The organism is Bacillus sp. JUb11 (assembly GCF_024807925.1).
GTDB lineage: Bacteria > Bacillota > Bacilli > Bacillales > Bacillaceae > Bacillus > Bacillus altitudinis.
The window spans coordinates 250,814-268,782 of record NZ_JANUEZ010000004.1 but is presented as its reverse complement, the minus strand read 5'-3'; the positions used below and the strand labels follow the sequence as shown (position 1 = coordinate 268,782).

Here is a 17,969-nt window from a genome sequence, read left to right as displayed (position 1 = left end):
ACAGTTCGCTAACGATTAGAAGACACATTTGCGATCAGATGACAGAAGGAAGCTTTTTGACATCTCGATGTTACATTTCCCATTTTTTATGACAATGTAAAAAAAGAAGCCAATGAAAGATTGGCTTCAAAATAGTTCTGCGATTCGTTCAAAGGAACGCTGTTTTTCCATTGGATCAAATGAATTGTTTAATATCATGATCTCGTCCGTTTGATAGCGGTCCATTAAGATTTGTAGCTGTTCTTTCACTGTTTGCTTTGAGCCAACAATCATTCGCTGGCGGTTTTGTAACACTTTTTTCTTTTCTTGCTCAGTGTAATGATAGTTCTCTGCTTCTTCTATAGAAGGAACGCGGCTGTCCAGCCCTTTTTCAACCCGAAGTAGCCATAAATCTGTACTGGTGGCAATGCGGCTTGCTTCCTCGTCTGTGTCTGCGCAGAGCACAAAGACAGCAAACATAGACTGAGGCTGACGTGAGAAAACGGATGGAGAAAAGTGTGACAGATACGCTTCAAAAGCTTGCCGGCCTCGTGCAGGATGAATAAAATGTCCGAAAATATAGTTGATTCCAAGTGATGCCGCCTGGATGGCACTGTTTTCCCCGAGTCCAAGCAACCAGACTGGCGGATAAGAATCAACGAGCGGAGCCGCTTTCACTCCTGCATGCCGATGACCAGAAGGCAGGCTGTCAGATAAGTAAAAAAGAAGGTCCTCCAGCTGGCGGTCAAATTGAGATAGTTCTTTCTTCACGCCGTCTGTCAAAGCGAGTCTCGTCCGTTCAATTCCGCCTGGGGATTTACCAACCCCGATCTCAATTCGTCCAGGGTAAAGGGCTTCAAGCTGGCGGGTGACTTCTGCTACTTTAAAAGGGCTGTACTGCGGGAGTAAAATACCCCCAGAGCCTGTACGCAAAGTCGATGTGTGTGAAGCAATATGTGCCATTAATATTTCAGGCGCTGTACTCGCGAGTCCTCTCGTGCTGTGGTGTTCAGCAAACCAATATCGCTCATACCCCAGTGTTTCCGCAAGCTTGGCCAGCTCTGTCGTATGAACCAATGTTTCTTGTGCGGACTGGCCTTTAGGGATGGCGACTTGATCTAATATATGAAGTGATGGCATCATCAACACCCTTTCATCATTACGTTGAATTCTATCCATAAGTATAAAGAAAGTCAGGAACGGAAGGAAATGAAAGGGTTTATCACAGCTATGTACATGAATTTTCTATATCAACATATGAAGTGGATGCGCGCCCTGTTTTTAAGCGAGAGGCTGTGTAACGGGAACATTCGACAATGTTTCACATGAAACACTTCTTTTACGACATGAATCATTTTTGTCATGGATCTTTCTTTAAAAAAATATCATCATATTGAAACCTCTTTTATACATAGATCGTATATACTAGTAAATAGAAAAAAGAGTAAGAGGCTCCAATGTCATTTCATGAATTTTGTCGAATTTTCATGTATGATGATTTTAATAGGGTCCATCGCTTAATAAATAGATTTTTATTATGCTGGAGGAGTGATTGATTTGGCGATTACATTAGAAAAAGGTCAACGTATTGATTTAACAAAAGGAAAAGCAGGACTAACCAATATTCTAGTTGGACTTGGCTGGGACCCTGTGTCACAAGGCGGCGGTTTTTTTGGAAAGCTGTTTGGCGGCGGAGGCGGCGCTGATATTGATTGTGACGCTTCAGTGCTGATGCTGAAAAATGATAAGTTTGTTGAAAATAAAGATTTGATTTACTTTGGTAACTTGAAAAGCAAATGCGGAAGTGTTGAGCATACAGGTGACAACCTGACAGGTGAAGGAGACGGAGATGATGAACAAGTCCTCGTCAACTTAAGCAAGGTGCCAGGCAATGTGAATAAATTGGTGTTCGTTGTGAACATTTATGATGCACTTAGAAGAAACCAACACTTTGGTATGATTCAAAATGCTTACATCCGAATTGTTGACCGTTCAAACAATCAAGAATTAGTGAAATATAATTTGAAAGATGAATATGCAGGTAAAACATCATTAATCGTTGGAGAGCTTTATCGCCACGAGAATGAGTGGAAGTTTGTAGCTGTAGGAAATGGTACAAACGATGCGAAGCTTGCCGATATTACGAGAAACTACATTTAATTAGAAGGGAGAGGTTCCTAGTGGGAATTTCTTTAGCGAAAGGTCAAAAAATTGATTTAACAAAAACGAATCCAGGTTTAACAAAAGTAGTCGTAGGTCTTGGCTGGGATGTAAACAAGTATGATGGCGGACATGACTTTGATCTAGACGCAAGCGTATTCCTTTTAGATGCAGCAGGGAAAGCAAACTCTCCATCTGACTTTGTCTTCTACAATCAAACAACTGGCGGTGGCGGAAGTATCGTACATACAGGCGATAACCGTACAGGTGAAGGAGACGGAGATGACGAGCAGGTCAATGTTGATCTTTCAACTGTACCAGCAAGTATTGAGAAAATCTCCTTCGTCATTACAATCCATGATGCAGAAGCACGCAGCCAAAACTTTGGACAGGTGTCTAACGCTTACGTCCGCATTTTAAATGCGGCATCAAATGAAGAGCTCATTCGCTATGATTTGGCAGAAGACTTTTCAATTGAAACAGCGATTATTGTAGGTGAATTATACCGTCATGGCGGAGAGTGGAAATTCTCAGCTGTTGGATCAGGCTATCAAGGCGGACTTGCCCGCATTGCAACAGACTTCGGCTTAGATATCGGGTAACGCCCGTTTTCATATTTTCAGGAGATAGGAGAGATACGAATATGGCGATTCAGCTTTCAAAAGGACAACGTGTCGATTTAACGAAAACCAACCCAGGGCTGACAAAAGTGATGATCGGACTTGGCTGGGATACGAATAAATATTCAGGCGGAGCCGAATTTGATTTGGACGCTTCGGCTTTCTTAGTAGATGCAAACAATCGTTGTCAACAAGACACAGACTTTGTGTTCTATAATAATCTGCAGCATCCAAGTGGCAGTGTCACTCACACCGGTGATAACCGTACGGGTGAAGGAGATGGAGATGACGAGCAAATTCTCGTTGATTTCTCGAAAATTCCTGCTAACATTGATCGTATCGGAATTACAGTTACGATTCATGATGCAGAGGCGCGCAGCCAGAATTTTGGACAAGTCTCTAATGCATTTGTTCGTGTTGTAAATGAAGAGGGCGGGGAAGAATTGATTCGTTTTGATTTAGGCGAGGACTTCTCAATTGAAACAGCTGTCGTCGTATGCGAACTATATAGACACGGCAGCGATTGGAAGTTTAACGCAATCGGAAGCGGATTCTCTGGCGGACTTGCAGCTCTTTGTCAAAATTATGGGTTAGAAGTGTAAAGAGAAGAAACAACTTCATTCAAGAGGCGCTGCCAATGACTCATATGAGGGTATTTTCCAAAGTGAGAAAGAAACAGCGATCAAGAATAACAGCAGGCGAAAGCCTGCTGATGCTTCTACACTTATAGGAGGAAAACCAGTTGGACATTTTGAAACATATGTTGGACACGTATGCCTCGTTTTTTGATTGGCATATGTGGGCAGAGGTATTAACAAACCCTGTCTCTTGGGGGCTTATTGGGACCCTTGTCGTGCTTGAAGGTTTGTTGTCAGCGGATAATGCACTTGTATTAGCTGTTATGGTGAAACATTTACCTGAAAAGCAGCGTAAAAAGGCATTAACCTACGGATTAATTGGCGCTTATTTCTTCCGTTTTCTATTTATTGGCGTAGGGATGCTGCTTATTAAGTTTTGGTGGATTAAGGTACTAGGCGCTGCATACTTAGCTTGGCTGGTCATTAAGCACTTCTGGTTAGGTGACGGAGATGACGAAGCGAAGGAATTGAAAAAAGAAGGCTGGATGATTCGTGTATTTGGCGTCTTCTGGGCAACTGTTATTTCTGTAGAAATTATGGACCTTGCCTTCTCGGTAGACAGTATTCTTGCTGCATTTGCTGTATCTGAGGAAGTATGGATTCTTCTTTTAGGTGGAATGCTTGGAATTCTCATGATGCGTACAGTGGCACAATTATTCCTTGTGCTCATCGACCGGATACCAGAGCTTGAGAATACGGCATTTATTCTCATTGGAATTATTGCCATCAAAATGGGCTTAAGTGCTGCTCATATTGAAATCCCGCATCTTGCATTCTTTGCGATTATTATCCTAGCGTTTATCGGAACGTTTATTGTTCATAAAATCAATAAGAAGAAGCATCAAGGTGTAACAAACGAAGCTGCGGCTTCAAAAGAAGAATAGGACGATCAAAAAGGAATGGAGTTGACTAGCGGCTCCATCCTTTTTTGAATCATCAAGTCATTACAACAGGAGGTGGCACTGCATGCGATATTTTCGTTTTTTATCAGAGACGAGGCAGCACGATATTTTTTTAAAGCGGCCGGCGGCAGTTCATTCATTGACGCCAAGGCATGTACTTGCGCATGCATTAGGTGCTACTTTGTATATGCCTGCGACAAGACAGGATGTAGCAGACATGCTGCTTTCGCAGAAATATGAAGCGCTTTGCTCTGTTGTGTTTTGCTTGGAGGACGCCATTGGTGATCAGGAAGTGGACATGGCTGAACAGAATATAGTGGCACAATTGACCTGCCTTTCTGAGACAATTCATCACTCTCCAGAAATAGCTGAGCATTTGCCGCTTTTATTTATTCGGGTTCGTTCGCCCAAACAGTTGCTCAAAATGGCAGATTTGCTCGGTCCCTCTCTTCATTTACTGACTGGTTTTGTGTTTCCAAAGTGCTCCGTTCACAATGCAAAGGAATATGTGGACAGTTTGAAACAGGCTTCAGCACAAACTCAGAAAACACTATACGGAATGCCCATTTTAGAAACATCAGATTTATTAGAAAAAGAAACGAGATATCAGGTGTTGTCTGAATTAAAGCAGATCATGCTGAATGATGAGGAATATATTTTGAATATTCGCATTGGGGCAACGGATCTGTGTGGATTATACGGCATTCGCCGTGATCGCGAGACCACCATTTATGAGATCAGAGTCATTGCTGAGTTGATCACAGATATCATCAATTATTTTGGTCGTTCTTTTGTGATATCAGGAGCTGTATGGGAGCATTTTGGACCGGCACGAAAAGAACAAAATCCATTCATCCGTGCAATTTCTAAGAGCGGTGAATCTTCCTCATCTGAACTCGATCATATGCAAGGTCTGCTCAAAGAGACAAGGCTGGATGTGGTAAACGGTATTCATGGCAAGACAGTCATCCATCCAACACATCTCAAGCCAGTTCAAAGCATGTACGTTGTCACAAAGGAAGAGTACATGGATGCATTAAGTATTTTAGAACATGCAGATGGTACAGTCGGCGTGATGAAGAGTACCTTCTCTAATAAAATGAACGAAACGAAGCCGCACTATCGCTGGGCGGAAAACATTTTAATGAAGTCAGACATTTACGGGGTGTTTCATGAAAATAGAAGCTATATCGACATACTCACAGAATCAGAAGCCGCATACGCTGAACATCTTGGAACATATGGAGGTGGAGCTTAACCTCAAAGAGGGTACGCTTCAGCTTGAAAAAGAACATCTTTTTGACATGGCGGCACGGGTGAACAAAAAGAGAGCCTTTTTATTTGTTAGTAAGGTGCTCGGGAAACATATGCCTGTTCACCCGTTGAAACCACTCCTCATCTCAGGTCTTTTGGCAATGGCTTATGCAAAAGAACAAACAGGCAAGACGCCCCCGCATCAAGACGATATAGTAGAAGCACTAAAAACGAATGATCATGTTAAGTTAACCGAAGCCTATGCTGTGCTCAAAAAAGAGAAGCTTTCTGCGGTAAACGAGCCGATTGTGATCGGCTTTGCTGAAACGGCAACTGCGCTTGGTCATGGTGTGTATGACGTCATAGAAGGAGCATCTTACATTCATACGACACGTGAACAGCTGTTGGATCTTGATCCTTCACTCGTATTTGAAGAGGAACATTCTCATGCGACAGATCAGCTTTGCTACGCAGACGACGCCTTACTTCGGACGGATCGCCCGATTGTGCTAGTAGATGATGAGGTCACGACAGGTCGGACAAATATGAATATCATTCGGGATCTGCACGCAAAGCACCCTAGATCCTCTTATACGATTCTATCCATTTTAGATTGGAGAACAGAGGAGCACGAGGAAGCGATGCTTCAGCTTCAAGAGGAGCTAGGGGTAAATATCACATCATTATCTTTATTAAAAGGGCAGATGATGTTTCGGGGGACAACGCTGGATGAGCCTGCTTATTCGTATGAAATTGCTGCGCAAGAGAAAAGACCTGAACTCTCTTTTCATTCTTTTCAATCCTTCTTTAAGCAAGTGCCATATTCACTTTCCCACGCAGTCAATCCGGCGGGGCATTCGCCGTATATCCATGAAACAGGTCGTTTCGGTTTAAGCGCAGCGGACACGGACGCCATTGATCAAGCAGCTGCTGAGGCTGGGCTGAAGCTTCAGCGAGAACGAAAAGGAAAACAGACACTCTGCTTAGGAACAGGAGAATTGATGTATGTGCCGATGAGACTTGCAGCTCATATGGGCGAAGGTGTCCTTTTTCATTCGACGACAAGAAGTCCGATTCATCCGGTTGAAAAGGAAGGGTACGCCGTTCAAAACGGATTCGCATTTTTGAGTCCAGAGGATGCCCGCATTCAGCACTACGTGTACAATATCCCTAAAGATCAGTACGATGATGTCTTTTTGTTTTTTGAGAAAAAGGTGTCTCAAGAAGCTTTGATGCCGCTGATCCACTTATTTGCTGAGCGGCATGTGAAGCATGTGCATATTGTGACTTTATCAGATGAGGTGAAGGTGAATGGCTAACGTGTATACAAAGATGGGAAGCTATCCAGAGCAGGACGTAACCTTCTTACTCAAGGATTTATCGTCGATTGAGATGGAGAAAAGTACAGAAGAGCGGGAGCGCTCTATTCAAAGCGGTGCCCATTACTCAGAAATGCTGCCAATTGAATATAAGCCGACGTCATCTTATATGGACTTATTCTATCAATCTCTTGAAGAAAGTAAGCAAAAGGTAGCGGAAGCCGTAGCGGTTGTCGCAGAACAAATTGTGAAAAAGCGAGGCTTTCAAACCGTTCTGTGCAGCTTGGCACGGGCTGGGACACCAATCGGGGTGCTCATTAAACGGTATATCAGAAAGACGTATGGTCTCGATTTGCCGCATTATAGCATCTCTATTATTCGTGACCGTGGAATAGATGAAAATGCGCTACATTATATCCTCAAAGAACATCCAGGTTTTGAGATTGCCTTTATTGACGGCTGGACCGGAAAGGGTGCTATTTCCAAAGAGCTTCAAAAAGCGGTGCTTGATTTTGAACAGAAGTATGGAATTCGTCTTTCGAGTGAGCTAGCTGTGCTTGCTGATCCTGGTTATTGTACGAGTGTTTACGGAACGAGAGAGGATTTCCTCATTCCAAGTGCCTGCTTGAATTCAACGGTCTCGGGCCTAGTTAGTCGAACGGTGCTAAACAACCGCTGGATCCAAGCCGATGATTTCCATGGGGCCAAGTATTATGAAGAGCTCATTGATGAGGATGTCTCTAATCTGTACGTGAATACAATTGAAGAAGCATTTTCTGAACTTAAGGCAAATGTACAAGAGAAAGCAGAGACTCTGCTCGCACAAGGAACGCCTCCTGACTGGCGGGGGATGACCTCCATTGAAGCAATTGGTCAGGAGTTCAAAATAGACAATACACATTTGATTAAGCCGGGCGTCGGTGAGACGACCCGTGTGCTGCTCAGAAGAGTCCCTTGGAAAATACTCATTCAGCCTGGATCTCGGGAGAAGCTCAAGCACATTTTACTACTCGCAGAGGACAGAGGCGTGCCCGTCATTGAATATGCCAACATGTCCTACACATGCTGCGGACTCATCCGCCCGTTGGAGCAATCGTCATGAAGAATATCGCATTTGCCAGTGATTTAGACCGGACACTGATATACTCACATCGAATGCTGGAGCAGTATGCATACAAGGGAGCATACGAATTAATTGAGGTGCTGGACGACCGGCCGCTTTCCTATGTGTCGATTGAAACGAAAGCCTCCTTACAGGCAATTCATCAAGCAGGCTGGTTTATCCCAGTGACGACAAGAACGACAGCACAATTTGAACGAATCACTCTCTTTCAGCAAGAGATCAAACCAGAGTATGCCGTCACGACAAACGGCGGCTGTATTCTTCATCACGGCAAGCCACTTGAGGAGTGGCAGGCGATTGTAGATGAGAGACTGCAAGAGTGTATGCCAGTGAGAGATATGCTGCGGGCGATCTCTGAACTTCCGGTTGCCGCTTGGGTGAAACGTACTCGAACAGCTGAGGGAAGATTTCTTTATTTAATTATGAAAGACGAGTTTCTTTCTCATATTCCGCTTGCTGAATTAAGGCTGTGGGGTGAGGAGAGAGGCTGGCAAGTTTCCCTTCAGGGTCGAAAGCTGTATTTTATTCCAAAGCCGCTCAATAAGTGGGCTGCTGTTGCTTTTCTAAAAGAAAGGCTACACCTTGAATATGTATATGGTGCGGGCGACTCCTTGTTAGATGCTGATCTCATACGTCAAGCGGATAAAGGCTTCGCTCCGAGTCATGGGGAAGTCTTAGATGTTGATCTATCGCTTGAACCGACGACAGCCTCTGGCATGGCGGCGGCAGACGAAATCGCCGCTTCTGTCGCAAAGAAGATGAACACAGCAAAAAAGCCTTCGATTCGATAGCAGAAGTAGAAGGCTGAATGATATGATAGTAGTAGCTTTCGAGAAAATATAGGAGAAAGGAAGGAGCGGCGTGAGCTATAAAGAAATCAACGTAACCCAGACACGGGCGAAACAGGAAGCCTGGAAAAACCTGCTGAAAAAGCCGCTCCCTGAACGAGATGGCTACGTCAAGGACGAGCACACCTTATCCTTGCCGCGTCTCGCTGCCCGCGTCCTTGGAACTCCGCATGATGCAACCGATTATTTTATTTATTTACATGAATTATACGAAACTGCCGGCATGCATATTTTAAGTGAAACCCTCAACCGGCATATTGAGCCGGAGCACTTTCAAGCGCTCCAGCGGATTCATATGATCAATCAGGAAGAAAAGGGATTGTCCGTGAATCGATTTGTGGCTTTCTTAGATGGTGAACAGCTCATTGTCCGTCATCCAAACCCAGTGATGAACCGGCATATTCGCCTTTCGTTAATCCAGGTGTTTGAACATTTCAAGCAGTTGCATGAAGGGGGATTCCAGCATCCTGATTTCCGCCGCGTGCTGCTAGATGTAGTGAAGTTTTCAAATAATCATCTAGGACCATGGCTGAAGGAAGGCAATTTGGAAGAAAAAATGCCAGCTGTCATTTGGTATGGAGAGGCGAATAAAAGTCAGCTTTATTTTCTTTACTATGTCATGCTGATTGGCTGTGATGTGGTGCTGTTTCATCCAGAAGGCAAGGATCAATTTCGTGAATTAGATCCAGAAGAAAAGCTGACTTTTATTGATCAGTATCCAGGGACGTCAAAGCTTGAACCGTTCCCTACTGAAAAGCCTGAGAGGAAATCAACGGTGGCGTACCGTTCGACAAGAGAGCTTGAAGAGGTACTTCACACAGAAGATTCCATGCTGTATAAGCCATGGCAATTCAGAGATCATACCCCTCATTCTATTACGCTAAAGACAACGTATGATGAGCTGTTTTTAATTGCAAAGGAACGGTCGTTTATCCGCCCGAATTTCAAAGCAGACCGTGACACCATACAGATTCCGAATCTTTTTGCGAAGATGATGGGGGTGACGAGAGACAAGCGAGAATATTGGGACCGTATCCATACGCTAATGGAGGGGAAAGAAACGAAAACGATTCGTCATTTCCCTTTCACACAAGAAGTGTCTTCGAATTATCAATTTCATTATCAGCATGCACTTTCTAAAGCAGGAGAGGTTGACCCTGGTTTGTTAATGAAAAGCAATGTGTGGCAGTTCTCGCATTTGTATGAGGGCACGCAGCGTGCGATCGCAGAGGCCATTTCTCGAATTTGTCAGCATCCGAAGCTGTTAAAAGAAGGTCATGAGACCGAATTAGATGTGCGTATTTATTTATTCAAGCAGCTTTTGCATATGAACCAAGATGTAATTGAACTCATTCAAACCTTTGATTATGCCCAGACTGTACCGAAAGTGATTTTATACCATACGGAATATAATGGTGAGCTGACTCGTTCTGATGCGGCTGCCCTGATTTTCCTAAATGAAATGGGTGTGGATCTCTTCGTCTATCATCCCGCCGGCTATCAGTGTATAGAGCGGTATATAGACGATCAATTATTTGATACACATTGGCTTGATGAAATGGTCATGAACCAAGAGTTTAAAGAGCCGTCCATTGTGAGAAAGTTATTTCAATCCATTAAAAACCGATAAGGAGATCAAAGCTTATGACAAATACAAACGGAAATGACATCATTTCAATTGATAAAGAGGAAATCACGATTGAAAAGGCAGACGATATTCGCGTTCAGCTGCGCAATGAACCAGAAGTCCAAAACATTGCGAGACAGATTGATGCCAAAAATCAGCTTGAACTGCTTGAATACGGAAAACAGCCGGCTGTCGAAATCTCTAAGTTTTCTGACCGTATCCTCTCTATGATGCGTTCAACAAGTGTCACAGACTCAGGAACGATGCTTACACAGCTTGGAAAAATTATGGATCGTTTTGATAAAAATGATTTTGACGAGCCAAAGGGCGGTTTGTTATCAAAAATCTTTAAACGCGGCGGCAGCATGATCGAGAAGATTTTCAGCAAATATCAAACGCTCGGTGCAGAAATTGAAAAAATCAATGTGGAAATCAGTAAATACAAAGATGAAATGACCAAATCGACGGTTACGCTTGAAGAAATGTATGAGCATAACATTCAATACTATATGGAGCTTGAAAAGTATGTCGTCGCAGGGCAAATGAAGATCGAAGAATTAAAACAATTGGTTCCTTCTTATGAAGAAAAAGCGGCGGGGGGAAACCAGCTGGCACAAATGGAGCTGGATACGCTTCGTAATGGGATTCAAGCGCTTGAAGAACGTGTATATGATCTTGATATGGCACGGATGGTGGCACTTCAAACGGCACCGCAAATCCGTTTGCTGCAGCGTGGTAATACGAAATTAATCGGGAAAATTAACTCTGCCTTCATCATTACGATTCCAATTTTCAAAAATGGAATCATTCAAGCGGTAACAGCGAAGAGACAAAAGCTTGTGGCTGATTCCATGAGTGAGCTGGACAGAAGAACGAATGAAATGCTGAAACGAAATGCTGAAAATATCTCAAGTCAAAGTGTTGAGATTGCTAAATTATCAGGTCGTCCAAGCATCGACATTGAAACGATCGAATCATCCTTTAATACGATTGTACAAGGGATGAAAGAGACGAAGCAGATTGAAGAAGAAAACAAACGATTACGTGAGGACGGAACAAAACGTATGCTTGAACTTCAAGATAATATTAAGAGAGCTGCCCTAGAGTCCTAAAAAAACAGGCTGTCTGTAACGAAAGTTGCAGGCAGTTTTTTCATGAATTTGATTAAAATTTGAGAAAAAAGGTTTTTATGTGACCTTTTTCGGGTAAATCCTGTTCAGGGGCATGGTTCACCCATGAAAGAAAAAGCCCGCTACCACAAGGATTCGACTTATTTTTTAGCACAATAAGGAATTTCCAGTAAAATATTGTCTGGTGAGAGAAAATACCCCGTAAAATATGTAGTTTATGAAGCATTCTATAGGATTTACGAGTAATACGGCGTATAAACTGTAATCACCAGACCTCTATATGGAATTCATACATATTGTACGGAAATAAGCGAATTCTAAAGATTGTTCGCATCATAACGCTTATGTTACGGTTATAAAGATGCTAATTTGGAGGGAAAAAATGAATTCTGAAGAGAGAAAGATCAAAATCAAGATAAATAATGTATCTAAAATTTTCGGTAAAAATGCTAAAAAAGCATCTCAAATGCTTGAAAAAGGGAAGACAAAAAGAGAAATCCTAAAAGAGACCGGCGCAACAGTTGGTGTCAATCGAGCAAATTTTGATGTGTATGACGGCGAGATATTTGTCATCATGGGGCTATCAGGGAGCGGAAAGTCCACACTTGTGCGGCTGCTGAATAGGTTAATCGAACCAACCTCCGGCGAAATTTATATTGATGGGGATATGATAACAAATATGTCAAAGGATCAATTGCGTGAAGTCAGACGGAAAAAGATCAGCATGGTCTTCCAAAACTTCGCATTGTTCCCGCATCGTACCATTCTGGAGAATACAGAATACGGGCTTGAATTGCAAGGTGTAGAGAAAGATCAGCGCCGCTCTAAAGCGCTTGAATCTTTAAAGCTTGTTGGACTTGAAGGTTTTGAAGAGCAGTACCCAAATCAATTAAGTGGCGGTATGCAGCAGCGTGTTGGATTGGCACGTGCACTAGCTAATGACCCTGATATTTTATTAATGGATGAAGCATTCAGCGCACTAGATCCATTAATTCGTAAAGACATGCAGGATGAATTGCTTGAGCTTCATACGTCTGTAGGAAAAACAATTATTTTCATCACGCATGATTTAGATGAAGCGCTTCGTATTGGCGACCGCATTGTCCTCATGAAAGACGGGAATATCGTTCAAATCGGAACACCAGAAGAGATTCTGATGAACCCATCGAACGAGTATGTTGAACGTTTCGTTGAAGATGTAGACCTTTCTAAAGTATTAACCGCTGGTCATATTATGAAACGTGCAGAAACAGTTCAGATTGATAAAGGGGCACGTGTTGCGCTCACGCTCATGAAGAACCTTGGTATTTCGTCTATCTATGCAGTAGATAAGAAAAAGCATTTATTAGGTGTTATTTCTGCACAAGCAGCGAAAAAAGCGGCAGAAACGGGTGCGTCGCTAGAAACTGTTCTTGATAAAGAATTTACGACAGTATTGGAATCAACGTATTTAACAGAGATCTTTGATGCAGTATCTGATGCGGCAAATATTCCAATTGCCGTTGTAGATGAGAAAAACAGAATGAAGGGTATTGTGGTCAGAGGTGCATTGATTGGTGCATTATCAGGAAATGATGAATATATCAACATGTCTTCTAACAAGCTAGAGGAAATTAAAGCACAAGAGCCTTCTGCACAGGAGGTAGAATAAGATGTTTAGTATGAGTGATTTACCTAGAATTCCGTTCGCGGATTATATCGATCAATTTGTTGACTGGTTAACATTAACCTTTGGTGGTTTCTTTGATGGCATCACAAATGGATTAGCTGGAACAGTAAATGGAATTGTGGCTGCACTTGGCGTCATTCCATCCATTATCTTAACGCTTATCTTTGCCGGCATTGCTTGGTGGATCAGTACAAGAGGAGTTGCTCTTTTCACACTTATTGGATTCTTACTGATTGACTATTTAGGCTACTGGCAGCCAATGCTGCAAACACTTGCGCTCGTTCTGACAGCTGTGGTCATTTCTATCGTGATCGGGGTTCCGATCGGTATTTGGGCATCACAGAAGGAAACGGTGCGTAAAATTGTCACACCTATTTTAGACTTAATGCAGACAATGCCTGCATTCGTTTATCTTTTACCAGCAATCTTCTTCTTTAACATCGGAGTAGTACCTGGCGTTGTGGCATCGGTTATTTTCTCTATGCCGCCAACGATTCGTATGACCATTCTCGGTATTAAACAAGTACCATCTGATTTAATTGAAGCAACAGAAGCTTTTGGTTCTACGACATTTCAGCGTTTGTTCAAAGTTCAGCTTCCACTTGCTACAAAAACCATCTTAGCTGGGATTAACCAAAGTATCATGCTTGCTCTATCCATGGTCGTCATTGCGGCAATGGTAGGTGCACCAGGACTTGGTTCGGAAGTATATAGTGCGGTAACACAGCTGAAAACAGGGATTGGTTTTGAAGCAGGTATTGCCATTGTTATCGTGGCGATTACACTGGATCGTATTACACAAAACATTAAAACGAAAAAAACCAGGGGGAATGCTTAATGTGGAAAAAGTCTCTCTACATTGGGATGACCGCCCTGCTTGTCTTTTTACTAGCCGCTTGTGGTGCAAAGTCGGACTCAAATGCGAGTGCAGCACAGCAAGTGAATAAAACCATTATCGGTATTGATCCGGGTTCAGGTATTATGGCGCTGACGGATCAAGCGAAAAAGGACTACGGTTTAGAGGATTGGACGGTTGTGTCTGCCTCAAGTGCAGCGATGACAGCGACATTGAAGAAATCGTATGACCGTAAAAAACCGATTATCATCACTGGCTGGAATCCTCACTGGATGTTTTCCCGCTACGATTTGAAATATTTAGATGATCCGAAAAAATCATATGGTGAGGAAGAAGAAATTCACACCATTTCTCGTAAAGGATTTGCAAAGGATCAGCCGGAAGCAGCCAAAATGCTCAGTCAATTTAAATGGTCTCAAGATGATATGGGCGAAGTGATGCTTGATATTCAGGATGGCGTCAAACCGACAGATGCTGCTGTTAAATATGTGAAAAAGCATAAAGATCAAGTAGCGAAATGGACAAAAGGCGTGAAAAAGTCAAACGGTGACAAAATCAATCTTGCCTACGTTGCGTGGGATAGTGAGATTGCAAGTACCAATGTGGCCGCAGAGGTATTGCGTGAGCTTGGTTTTAAAGTGACCTTGACTCAGGTTGAAGCGGGCCCAATGTGGACAGCAATTGCAACCGGAAGTGCTGATGCATCATTATCTGCATGGCTTCCAAATACGCATAAAACGTATGCAGCGAAGTTTAAAGGAAAATATGATGACCTCGGTACAAGTATGAAGGGTCTTCGCATGGGTCTCGTTGTTCCGACTTATATGAAAAACGTCAACTCGATCGAAGATTTGAAAAAATAGCCAATTGTATAACAGTTCCCTTATAATAGAAGGGAGCATATGGAAAAAGCAGTCTGCTCAAAAAGCGACTGCTTTTTCTTATATATAAGGATGGTGGATGAGTTGTCGATGGTGGAAAAACCAATGATGATTTTCCTGCACGGTGGAGGCGTAAGCAGCTGGATGTGGCAGGAGCATATGGAAATATTCAAGGAAACGTATGAATGCTATACCCCTGATTTTATTGGTCACGGGACAAGAGCAAATGAAACGTCGTTTTCCATGCGAGAAAGTGCTTTTGAAATCATTTCATGGATAAAGGAGCATGCACATGGTCGTACAGTCATTCTAATTGGCTTCTCTCTAGGTGCACAGGTAGCCGTTGATGTGTTATCGAGAGAGCCAGACATCGCAGACATCGCCATTATCAATAGCGCCCTTGTGTTGCCATTACCATGGCTCTATTTGATGGTAAGGCCCATTTTACCTCTTACATATCCGTTATTAAAGAAAGATTGGTTCATCCAGCTGCAAGCAGAAAAGATGGGACTTCCAAACGATGTACTGGATCATTATGCAGCGGATTCCAAACAATTGCAGAAGAAGACGTTGCTTACGATGTTTCAAGAAAATCTTCATTACAAGCTCCCTGAGACGTTTCAACAAGCGAAGGCACGGATTCTTGTGACAGTGGGAGAAAAGGAAAAGAGCATTATGACTAGGTCAGCAGAAAAAATCACGAATGCACACCCGAATGCAGCCGGGTTCATCGTTCCTGACATTGGACATACGTTTACTTTTGAAAAGAAAGAACTTTTTGTCGACATGATCAAAAGCTTTATAGAAGAGCGTGCGTTACCAGCGGAATTAAAGGAAATAAGGAAGCTAGGCCATTTAGAAAGTGAAGATGAGCATAAAAGGGGCAGGCATGTATAAGACATTGTATGATATAGGTATAAAACGCTTACAGATGAATGGGTATATGGATGGAAGCTTGTAAGTGAGCCATGAAGGAGGAAGCATGAGTAAAAACTATATCATATTTGGTGCGAGTCAAGGATTAGGGGATGCCTTTGTAAAAGGTCTTCCTTCAAGTGGAGATACAGTATGGATTGTGTCACGAAGTGAACCAAGCAGTTTGAACATAGACGATGGAGTGCGTAGAATTTGGCTGAAGATCGATTTATCAAGCCAAACTCATATCCCTTTTATGCTCGAAGCATTGAAGGATCAGACAATTGATGTACTCATTTATAACGTCGGTTTATGGGAGAAACGCGGCTTTGAAGATGATTATTCTTTCGATCTTGATCAACCGGAGGATATCGCTCATTTAATCAATGTGAACGTTACCTCAACGATTACCTACATCCAAGCTCTGCTTCCGCACGTCAGGACATCTGAGAATGGAAAGATCATCGTCATTGGTTCTACTGCGGGACTTGACCATACGAATTTGTCTCAGGTTTCTTTTGTTGCTTCTAAATTTGGGCTTCGTGGTATTGTGAACGCACTAAGAGAGCACGTAAGGAAAGATAAAATATCCGTTACCTGTATCAATCCAGGAGAGTTGGCGGCAGAAGTTCCGTACGAAGATGGCGCCGACAAAGCCATTGCTCTGTATGATGAAACGAGAATACCTGTACAAGATATTGTCGAGCTGGCGAGATGTGTCATTCATCTATCCAGGGTGTCCTGTGTGAAAGAAATCAATGTACCGGCAATGACAGATGTGAATGCGTAAAATAAAGGAGACCACCCGCTTAAAGAAAAGACGGGTGGTTTTTTTATTTTACGATGAATGCTGCTGAAGTGTTTCGTATACAGCTTCCGTCAAAATCTCAATGCCGGTAAAAATCGCAGAGCGATCGAATGTCATATAAGGGTGATGAAGCCCAGGTTTTAAATCACAGCCTAAACCGAGCATCGTCGATTTAATATGAGGAAGCTTTGCTGCATAAAAATGAAAGTCCTCTCCGCCTGTCGTCACGATCGGTGGATCGAGCTGTTCTTTGCCTAGCACTTGCTCTATGGCATGTGACATGATCTCCACAGCTTCTTCATTTAATGTCGCAGCTGGAAGACGATGATCAGTTGAAAGTGTGATAGAGGCGCCAAAAGCATCCGCTACAGAATGGCATGCTCTTTCAATTTCCTTTTCTAATTCATCCATCACTTCGTTTGTCTGTGCCCGAACGTCGAGTGTAAAAGAGGCCTTGCCAGGGATGATGTTGGAGCTGCCACCGCCTGCATTTAAATTGGTCATTTTCACAGAATGGGCGACTCGTGGATCGACATGGATATGCGCCAGTCTCTGCACAAGCGTAGATGCAACTTCGATGACGTTGACCCCAAGGTGCGGGCGTGCACCGTGTGCTTCCTCCCCTAGAATGGTCCCGACGTAATGATTACTTGATCCGTGCAAAATGGCAGGAGCGCAGCGTCCGTTTAAGGTTTCTTGAATTGGGCGCACATGCACCCCGTATAAATAATCGACGTCAGCTAACACACCTTTTTCGATCATCTTTAAAGCGCCGCCTCCTCTTTCTTCGGCAGGCTGAAAAATGAATCGGATCGTGCCACTTGGAAGTTCTTTTTCTTTCAATGCCATGAATGTCCCAAGTGCCATCGTCATATGTGCATCGTGTCCGCATGAATGGTTAGCTTGAAATACGCCATCTACTTCCTGCCACAGTGCGTCAATATCGGCTCTCACAGCAACCACTGGTGCGCCTTCCCCAATTTCACCGATTACCCCTGTACAGTCTTCAAATGTTCTCGTTTTACAGCCTAATTTCTTTAATAGAGCTTCAATATAAGCTGTCGTATTTGTCTCTTCCCAGCTGATTTCTGGATGGGCGTGCAGATGTTCAAAGATGTCTGTCACGGTTTGTTTCATCTCGTTTGTCAAAGTTGTCATGAGAAGCCTCCTTGCTGACAGATAATCTGCCAAAACATTCTTTTAGTGAAATAATATTGATCTTAAATATCATCAGTGTTTA

General features: G+C 43.0%; 17 protein-coding genes. 15 read left to right on the top strand and 2 right to left on the bottom strand.

Annotated features, from left to right (window positions below; all coding sequences use genetic code 11):
- Positions 1 to 126 precede the first annotated feature (126 nt).
- A complete protein-coding gene (locus tag M2369_RS09545) occupies positions 127 to 1,119 on the bottom strand; it encodes an LLM class flavin-dependent oxidoreductase (RefSeq protein ID WP_041508197.1) in 993 nt (330 codons plus the stop codon).
- Positions 1,120 to 1,536: 417 nt separating this feature from the next.
- Here M2369_RS09545 and M2369_RS09540 point away from each other — a divergent pair, with 417 nt between their 5' ends.
- The 15 genes from M2369_RS09540 (at position 1,537) to M2369_RS09470 (ending at position 16,711) form a co-directional block, all read left to right on the top strand.
- Positions 1,537 to 2,139: a TerD family protein gene (locus tag M2369_RS09540; RefSeq protein ID WP_039166394.1), complete on the top strand. Its 603-nt coding sequence runs from the start codon at positions 1,537 to 1,539 to the stop codon at positions 2,137 to 2,139.
- Between the two features lie 20 nt (positions 2,140 to 2,159).
- Positions 2,160 to 2,741 carry a TerD family protein gene (locus tag M2369_RS09535; RefSeq protein ID WP_008342133.1) on the top strand — a complete coding sequence of 194 codons (582 nt, stop codon included), beginning with the start codon at positions 2,160 to 2,162 and terminating at the stop codon, positions 2,739 to 2,741.
- Positions 2,742 to 2,782: 41 nt separating this feature from the next.
- Positions 2,783 to 3,361: a TerD family protein gene (locus tag M2369_RS09530; RefSeq protein ID WP_007498343.1), complete on the top strand. Its 579-nt coding sequence runs from the start codon at positions 2,783 to 2,785 to the stop codon at positions 3,359 to 3,361.
- A 140-nt stretch (positions 3,362 to 3,501) separates the two neighbouring features.
- Positions 3,502 to 4,281 (top strand): TerC family protein, encoded by a 780-nt coding sequence (locus M2369_RS09525; RefSeq protein WP_007498342.1) that lies wholly within the window; start codon positions 3,502 to 3,504, stop codon positions 4,279 to 4,281.
- Between the two features lie 82 nt (positions 4,282 to 4,363).
- Positions 4,364 to 5,557, top strand: coding sequence for an HpcH/HpaI aldolase/citrate lyase family protein (locus M2369_RS09520; protein WP_041508198.1), 1,194 nt, complete (start codon positions 4,364 to 4,366; stop codon positions 5,555 to 5,557).
- Complete coding sequence (locus M2369_RS09515; RefSeq protein WP_041508199.1) at positions 5,541 to 6,872, top strand: phosphoribosyltransferase family protein; 1,332 nt, start codon at positions 5,541 to 5,543, stop codon at positions 6,870 to 6,872. The genes M2369_RS09520 and M2369_RS09515 overlap by 17 nt, the downstream gene beginning before the upstream one ends.
- Positions 6,865 to 7,974 carry a cysteine protease StiP family protein gene (locus M2369_RS09510; RefSeq protein ID WP_259254081.1) on the top strand — a complete coding sequence of 370 codons (1,110 nt, stop codon included), beginning with the start codon at positions 6,865 to 6,867 and terminating at the stop codon, positions 7,972 to 7,974. The genes M2369_RS09515 and M2369_RS09510 overlap by 8 nt, the downstream gene beginning before the upstream one ends.
- Positions 7,971 to 8,786, top strand: coding sequence for an HAD family hydrolase (locus M2369_RS09505; protein ID WP_072367525.1), 816 nt, complete (start codon positions 7,971 to 7,973; stop codon positions 8,784 to 8,786). Before M2369_RS09510 ends, M2369_RS09505 begins: the two co-directional genes overlap by 4 nt.
- Positions 8,787 to 8,856: 70 nt before the next feature.
- Complete coding sequence (locus M2369_RS09500; protein WP_168948443.1) at positions 8,857 to 10,473, top strand: YceG family protein; 1,617 nt, start codon at positions 8,857 to 8,859, stop codon at positions 10,471 to 10,473.
- 14 nt (positions 10,474 to 10,487) lie between these two features.
- Positions 10,488 to 11,582, top strand: a complete 1,095-nt coding sequence (locus M2369_RS09495; protein ID WP_024719000.1) for a toxic anion resistance protein — start codon at positions 10,488 to 10,490, stop codon at positions 11,580 to 11,582.
- Positions 11,583 to 11,982: 400 nt separating this feature from the next.
- The gene (gene opuAA, locus M2369_RS09490) at positions 11,983 to 13,251 is read left to right on the top strand and encodes a glycine/proline betaine ABC transporter ATP-binding protein OpuAA (protein ID WP_096880961.1); all 1,269 of its coding nucleotides are present in this window, start codon (positions 11,983 to 11,985) and stop codon (positions 13,249 to 13,251) included.
- 10 nt (positions 13,252 to 13,261) lie between these two features.
- A complete protein-coding gene (gene opuAB / locus M2369_RS09485) occupies positions 13,262 to 14,107 on the top strand; it encodes a glycine/proline betaine ABC transporter permease subunit OpuAB (RefSeq protein ID WP_024718999.1) in 846 nt (281 codons plus the stop codon).
- Positions 14,107 to 14,988 (top strand): glycine betaine ABC transporter substrate-binding protein, encoded by an 882-nt coding sequence (locus tag M2369_RS09480; protein WP_024718998.1) that lies wholly within the window; start codon positions 14,107 to 14,109, stop codon positions 14,986 to 14,988. The genes opuAB and M2369_RS09480 overlap by 1 nt, the downstream gene beginning before the upstream one ends.
- Before the next feature lie 108 nt (positions 14,989 to 15,096).
- A complete protein-coding gene (locus M2369_RS09475) occupies positions 15,097 to 15,903 on the top strand; it encodes an alpha/beta fold hydrolase (protein WP_228003929.1) in 807 nt (268 codons plus the stop codon).
- Positions 15,904 to 15,988: 85 nt separating this feature from the next.
- Positions 15,989 to 16,711 (top strand): SDR family NAD(P)-dependent oxidoreductase, encoded by a 723-nt coding sequence (locus tag M2369_RS09470; protein ID WP_193804037.1) that lies wholly within the window; start codon positions 15,989 to 15,991, stop codon positions 16,709 to 16,711.
- Positions 16,712 to 16,759: 48 nt separating this feature from the next.
- On the opposite strand, the gene M2369_RS09465 is transcribed toward M2369_RS09470, so the two are convergent.
- Positions 16,760 to 17,887 (bottom strand): M20 peptidase aminoacylase family protein, encoded by a 1,128-nt coding sequence (locus tag M2369_RS09465; RefSeq protein ID WP_193804039.1) that lies wholly within the window; start codon positions 17,885 to 17,887, stop codon positions 16,760 to 16,762.
- Positions 17,888 to 17,969: the final 82 nt, after the last annotated feature.